4 protein-coding genes and 1 pseudogene are annotated in these 6,248 nt (G+C 72.6%); 1 reads left to right on the top strand and 4 read right to left on the bottom strand.

Going from position 1 to position 6,248, the window contains the following annotated elements:
* The 3 genes and pseudogenes from GUY59_RS45480 to zwf all read right to left on the bottom strand — a co-directional run.
* Window positions 1-111: pseudogene (locus GUY59_RS45480) on the bottom strand (glucokinase); the annotation flags it as partial.
* Between the two features lie 145 nt (window positions 112-256).
* Window positions 257-2,200 carry a phosphogluconate dehydratase gene (gene edd / locus GUY59_RS45475; protein ID WP_138208521.1) on the bottom strand — a complete coding sequence of 648 codons (1,944 nt, stop codon included), beginning with the start codon at window positions 2,198-2,200 and terminating at the stop codon, window positions 257-259.
* Between the two features lie 67 nt (window positions 2,201-2,267).
* Window positions 2,268-3,815 (bottom strand): glucose-6-phosphate dehydrogenase, encoded by a 1,548-nt coding sequence (gene zwf, locus GUY59_RS45470; RefSeq protein WP_289514378.1) that lies wholly within the window; start codon window positions 3,813-3,815, stop codon window positions 2,268-2,270.
* A gap of 140 nt (window positions 3,816-3,955) precedes the next feature.
* On the opposite strand from zwf, the gene GUY59_RS45465 reads away from it, so the two are divergent.
* Window positions 3,956-5,161 carry an ROK family transcriptional regulator gene (locus tag GUY59_RS45465; protein ID WP_138208522.1) on the top strand — a complete coding sequence of 402 codons (1,206 nt, stop codon included), beginning with the start codon at window positions 3,956-3,958 and terminating at the stop codon, window positions 5,159-5,161.
* Here the strand turns inward: GUY59_RS45465 and GUY59_RS45460 are convergent.
* A partial coding sequence (locus GUY59_RS45460; RefSeq protein WP_161715076.1) for an ATP-binding cassette domain-containing protein occupies window positions 5,158-6,248 on the bottom strand: 1,091 nt, incomplete at its 5' end. The genes GUY59_RS45465 and GUY59_RS45460 overlap by 4 nt on opposite strands.

The raw sequence follows: 6,248 nt of genomic DNA, 5'->3' as shown, positions 1-6,248 counted from the left end.
GGCGAGAACCGCCACGTTCGACGGCCGCGCTCCCGGCGAGGTGACCAGGCCGAACCGGGCGTTGGTCCCGCCGATGTCGGCGACGAGCCACGGAAGGTCGAAGGCCTTCACGCGCACCTCCGGCGTCCGGCGTCAGGAAGGCTCCCCTCACACCGCCGCATGCCACGCCCGCCCGCCCGGTCCTGGCCGTCAGCGCCGTCCGGGCAGGCCGCGCCGTCCGGGCAGGCCGCGCCGGCCGCGATCCCCAGCCGGACCGTCACCGGACCAGCCCGGCGGGGCGAGCCCTCACAGGGGCGCCCGCCTCCAGGTGCGAGGAGCCCGCCTCGGCGGGGAAACCCAGCCCGGGGCCGTGGTGCGGAGACTCGGCGCCGCTCACCCCGAAGATCCCGGCCCCCTGCTCCGCGTGCCCCGCCATCCGGCGGAACGCGGCGAACAGCTCACGCCCGGTCCCGACCCACTGCGCGTCGCTCAGCGGCCGTCCCTCGGGTGCGCGCCCGGCCAGTTCCTCGGCCGGCACCAGCAGCTGCAGGGTGCCCGCTGCCGAGTCGAGCCTGACGACGTCGCCGTCGCGCACCAGCGCGATCGGCCCGCCGTCGGCCGCCTCGGGCGACAGGTGGATGGCCGCGGGCACCTTGCCGGACGCGCCCGACATCCGCCCGTCGGTCACGATCGCCACCCGCTGCCCCCGGTCGAGCAGCACGGCCAGCGGCGAGGTCAGCTTGTGCAACTCGGGCATGCCGTTCGCGCTCGGTCCCTGGTAGCGGATGACCGCCACGAAGTCCCGCCCGTCCAGCTCGCCCGCCTCGAAAGCCTCCAGCAGGTCGAGCTGGTCGTCGAAGACCTTGGCCGGCGCCTCGACCACCAGGTGCTCCGGCTTGACCGCCGACACCTTGCTGACGGCGCGGCCCAGGTTGCCCTCGACCATGTGGATCCCGCCGTCCGCCGCGAACGGCTCGGCGACGGGACGCAGCACGTCCAGGTCGGCGCTGCCGCCGGTGACCGGCGACCACAGCAGCTCGCCGTCCACCAGGGCGGGCGCCTCGCGGTAGCGGTCGAGCCCGCGGCCCGCGACGGTCAGCACGTCGGCATGGAGCAGCCCTTCGTCCAGCAGGTCACCGATGAGCACCTGCATGCCGCCGGCGTCGCGGAAGTGGTTCACGTCCGCCTGGCCGTTCGGGTAGATCTTCGTCAGCGACGGCACCACCCGTGACAAGCAGGCCAGGTCGTCCCAGGTCAGGACGATGCCCGCGGCGGCCGCCATGGCCACCAGGTGCAGCGTGTGGTTGGTCGAGCCGCCGGTGGCAAGCAGGGCGACGCAGGCGTTCACGATGGCCTTCTCGTCGACCACCTCGCCGATCGGCGTGTACTCCTCGCCGTGCGCGGTGATCTGCACGGTTCTTCGTCCCGCGGCCGCGGTGAGGGCGTGGCGCAGCTCGGTGTGCGGGTTGACGAACGTCGAGCCCGGCAGGTGCAGGCCCATGACCTCCATCAGCGCCTGGTTGGAGTTGGCGGTGCCGTAGAAGGTGCAGGTGCCGGGGGAGTGGTACGACCGGGCCTCGGCGTCCAGGAGCTCGTCCCTGCCCACCTTGCCCTCGGCGAACAACTGCCGGGTGCGGGCCTTGACCTTGTTCGGCAGGCCGGACGTCATCGGCCCGGCGGGCACGAAGACCGCCGGCAGGTGCCCGAAGTGCAGCGCCCCGATGAACAGCCCCGGCACGATCTTGTCGCACACGCCCAGCAGCAGCGTCGCGTCGAACATGTCGTGCGACAGGGCGATCGCGGTGGCCATGGCGATCACGTCGCGGCTGTAGAGGGACAGCTCCATGCCGGGCCGTCCCTGCGTGATGCCGTCGCACATCGCGGGCACGCCGCCCGCCACCTGCGCCACACCCCCGGCCTTGCGCACGGCCGCCTTGAGCTCCTGCGGATACGTCTCGTACGGCTGGTGCGCGGAGAGCATGTCGTTGTAGCTGGTCACGACGGCCACGCCGGGCTTCGCCGTGGCGCGCAGCGCGGGCTTGTCCTCGCCTGAGGCGCCCGCGAAGCCGTGCGCCAGGTTCGCGCAGCCGAGGTGCGCCCGCGCGGGCCCCTTCGCCCGCGCGGCCTCGCCGTCACGGCGGATCCGCGCCAGGTACGCGGCCCGGCTCGTGGCGCTCCGCTCGGCGATCCGGTCGGTGATCTCCTGAATGACGGGGTTCATGCACGCTCCTTCGTCGGGCCGGTGAACCCGAGCTCTCTCCATCGGCAGGTACGCATCGCGCGCTCGTTCACACGTCCTCCTCGTGCCACGTGCGACCGCTGCGGCCGAGCAGTTCATGGGCGCCCGCGGGGCCGGTGGTCCCCGCGGGGTAGGGCTCGGGCAGCTCCGCCTGCGACTCCCAGGCCTGCAGGATCGGGTCGATCCAGCGCCAGGCCGCCTCCACCTCGTCCCGCCGCATGAACAGCGTCGGGTTCCCGGCCAGCACGTCGGTCAGCAGCCGCTCGTACGCCTCCGGCACCCGCGTCGAGAACGTCTCGCCGAAGCTCAGCGACAGCGGCACCGGCTTCAGCGTCACGTCGCCCGCACCCGGCTCCTTGGCCATGATGTGCAGCCGGATGCCCTCCTCCGGCTGGAGCCGCAGCACCAGCCGGTTCGGCGCGCCGCCGGGGTAGATGGAGTGCGGCACGTCCTTGAACTGCACCACGATCTCCGAGCGCCGGTACGGCATCCGCTTGCCGGTGCGCAGGTAGAACGGCACTCCCGCCCACCTCCAGTTCTTCACCTCGGCCCGGATCGCGGTGAACGTCTCCACCCGCCGCGAGGCCTCGGTGGGCGGCGTGGACGCGGGCTCGTCGAGGTAGCCCGGCATGCCGTCCGCGCCGACGTACTGGCCGCGTACGGTGAAGCGGTCGGCCTCCGTGCCCGTGATCGGCCGCAGCGCCTGCAGCACCTTGACCTTCTCGTCACGCACGGCCTCGCGGTCGCTGCGGGCGGGCGGCTCCATCGCGGTCAGCGTGAGCAGCTGCAGCAGGTGGTTCTGCACCATGTCGCGCAGCGCGCCCGCGTGGTCGTAGTAGCCGCGCCTGCCGGGCGTCCCGACGGTCTCGGCCGCGGTGATCTGGACGTGGTCGATCCAGAGCGAGTTCCAGATCGGCTCGAGGAAGGCGTTGGCGAAGCGCAGGACCAGGAGGTTCTGGACGGTCTCCTTGCCCAGGTAGTGGTCGATGCGGAAGATCTGGCGCTCGTCGAAGATGACGCCGACCTCGTCGTTGATGCGCTGCGCGCTCGTCAGGTCATGGCCGAGCGGCTTCTCCAGCACCACGCGGGAGCTCGGCGTCACCAGCCCGGCCTCGTCGAGCTCACGGCAGAACGGCCCGAACGTGCGGGGCGGGCTGGCCAGGTAGAACATCCGGTCGCGCTGCTCGTGCCCGGCCAGCAGCCTGGTGAGCGCGCCCCAGCCCTGCCGGTCGGTCCCGCCCGTGGCCGTGCCCGTGCCCGTGCCCGTGCCCGTGCCCGTGACGTCTCTGCCGACGTCGACCGAGACGTGGTGCAGGCGGCCGAGGAAACGCTGCCAGCCGGCCTGATCGTCGGCGGGCACCTGGTCGCGTACCTCGGCGTCCACCTTTCCGCGGAAGTCGGCGTCGGTCAGCCCGCCCCTGGACATGGCGATGACGCGGGATTGGGGGGAGAGCCGGCCGTCCCTGTCGCTGTGGTAGAGCGCCGGGATCAGCTTGCGCATGGCCAGGTCGCCGGTCCCGCCGAAGACGACGAGGTCCGCGGTGTGCGCGCCGGCGGGATCTGGGTGATCTGCGGGTGAGGTCGAGAGGGGGGACACGGTTGAGACTCCATGATCTACCAACTAGGGATAGAACGGACAATAACTAGAGTTTGGTTCGTACACAAGCGGAGTTTTGGAATCTAAGATAAAAAAGTCGCGACTTTTCATTACCTAACCCCGTGTGGTTCACTTAGCCTATGCCTCGACGTACTGCCGCGACCTTCGCCACCAGTGGCGAGGTGCTCCGCCTCATCCGCTCAGGAGAGGCCGTGACGCGCGCCGACCTCGGCCGGGTGACCGGCCTGTCGCGCCCAGCGGTGCAGTTGCGCGTCGGTGAGCTGCTGGAACGCGGCCTGGTCGTGGAGCGCGCCGACGCACCCTCCACGGGCGGGAGGCCGCCGGTCCGGCTGGAGTTCAACGCCTCGGGCGGCGTGGTGCTGGTCGCGGCGCTCGGCGCCAGCCGCACCCGGGTCGCCGTCTGCGACCTGGCCGGGCACGAGCTCGACGGGCGCGAGTTCGCGATGGACGTGGAGCAGGGCCCCGACGTGGTGCTGCCGCTGCTCATGGACACTTGGGACGAGCTGCTCGGCGGCCGTCCCCGCTCCACGGTCGCCGGCGTCGGCATGGGCGTGCCCGCGACGGTCGAGTTCGCGCAGGGCCGCACGGAGAGCGCCCGCGTGATGGCCTCCTGGACCGGAGTGGTGATCCCGCCGATCATTCACGAGCGGTTCCCCGTCCCGGTGCTCGTCGACAACGACGTCAACGTGCTGGCAATCGGCGAGCACCGCGGCGTCTACCCCGACCTGAGCGACCTGATGTTCGTGAAGATCTCGACGCGGATCGGCGCGGGCGTCGTCGCCGGCGGCGAGATCCTGCGCGGTGCGCTGGGCGCCGCGGGCGAGATCGGGCACATCCCCGTGCTCGACGGCGGCGACGTGCTGTGCCGGTGCGGCAACACCGGCTGCGTCGACTCCGTCGCCAGTGGCACCGCGCTGCTGCGCGACCTGCGGGCCCTCGGCAAGGACGTCACGACGATCGCCGACGTGACGGCGCTGGTGCGGGCGGGCGACGCCGAGACGATGGCCACCGTGCGCGAGGCGGGACGCAGGATCGGCGAGGTGCTCGCGGGGGCGGTCAACATCCTCAACCCGTCGGTGGTGGTGCTGGGCGGCGACGTCGCCGAGGCGTTCGGGCCGCTCGTGTCCAGCATCCGCGAGGTCGTCTACCGCCGCTCCACCGCCCTGGCGACCCGCCGGCTGCGCATCGAGCCGAGCCGGCTCGGCGCGGGCGCCGGCATCAGCGGGTGCGCGGTGATGGTGCTCGACCACGTGTTGTCGCCCGAGGCGGTCGACGAGGCCATGACGGTCTCCGCCCTGCGCCGGCAGAGCGCGGCCTCCGGCTAGAGGTCCCAGCGCGGCTCGGCGCTCTCCTGCACGCGGCCGTCCGCGCGGAAGATCAGGTGACGGTCGAAGCCGGCGGCGAACCACCGGTCGTGCGTGACCACCAGCACCGTGCCCGCGAACCCGGCAAGGCCCCGCTGCAACGCCTCCGCGCCGGCCAGGTCGAGGTTGTCGGTCGGCTCGTCGAGCAGCAGCAGCGTCGCCCCCGAAAGTTCGAGCAGCAGGATCTGCAGCCGGGCCTGCTGGCCGCCCGACAACGTCTCGAACGGCTGCCCGCCCGCCGGGGCCAGCTCGTAGCGGGCCAGCGCCGCCATCGCCTCGTTGCGGGTCATGGCGTGCTCACGCATCACGACGTCGGCCGCGGCGCGTCCGTGCAGGTCGGGCCGCTCGTGGGTCTGCGCGAAATAGCCGGGCGTGACCCTGGCGCCCAGCCGGGCCGAGCCGGTGCAGGCGATCGGCTCGCCGGCCAGCAGCCGCAGGAAGTGCGACTTGCCGGTGCCGTTGGCGCCGAGGACGCCGACGCGCTCGCCGTACCAGATCTCCGTGGAGAACGGTCGCAGCAGGCCGCTCAGCTCCAGGTCCTCGCACGTGAGCGCCCGCTTGCCGGTGCGGCCGCCGCGCAGCCGCATGCGCACGTTCTGCTCCTTCGGCGCGCGCTCGGGCGGCCCGGCCCGCTCGAACCGCTCCAGCCTCGTCACCGCCGACCGGTACGCGCCCGCGAGCGCGTCGTTGTTCGCCGAGCGCTGACGGAGTGTGTGCACCAGGCCGCGCAGCCGGGCCCGCTCGTCCTCCCAGCGCCCGCGCCGCTCCTCCAGCCGCTCCGCGCGCCGCCTGCGGGCCTCGGCGTAGCCGGCGAATCCGCCGCCGTGCACCCACGCCCCGCGCCCCTCGACCGTGATGATGCGGTCGGCCGTCTCGGCCAGCAGCCACCTGTCGTGCGAGACGAGCAGCACCGTCTTGGCCGACTCCCTGACCGCCCGCTCCAGCCACTGCTTGCCCCGCACGTCAAGGTAGTTGTCGGGTTCGTCGAGCAGCAGGATCTCGTCTGGACCGCGCAGCAGCGCCGCCAGCATGAGCCGCTTCTGCTCCC

Origin of the sequence: Nonomuraea sp. K271 (assembly GCF_009908215.1) — a bacterium.
Lineage (GTDB): Bacteria > Actinomycetota > Actinomycetes > Streptosporangiales > Streptosporangiaceae > Nonomuraea > Nonomuraea longispora.
Note: the sequence above shows the minus strand (reverse complement) of the source record. Positions and strands in the feature narration are given on the sequence as shown.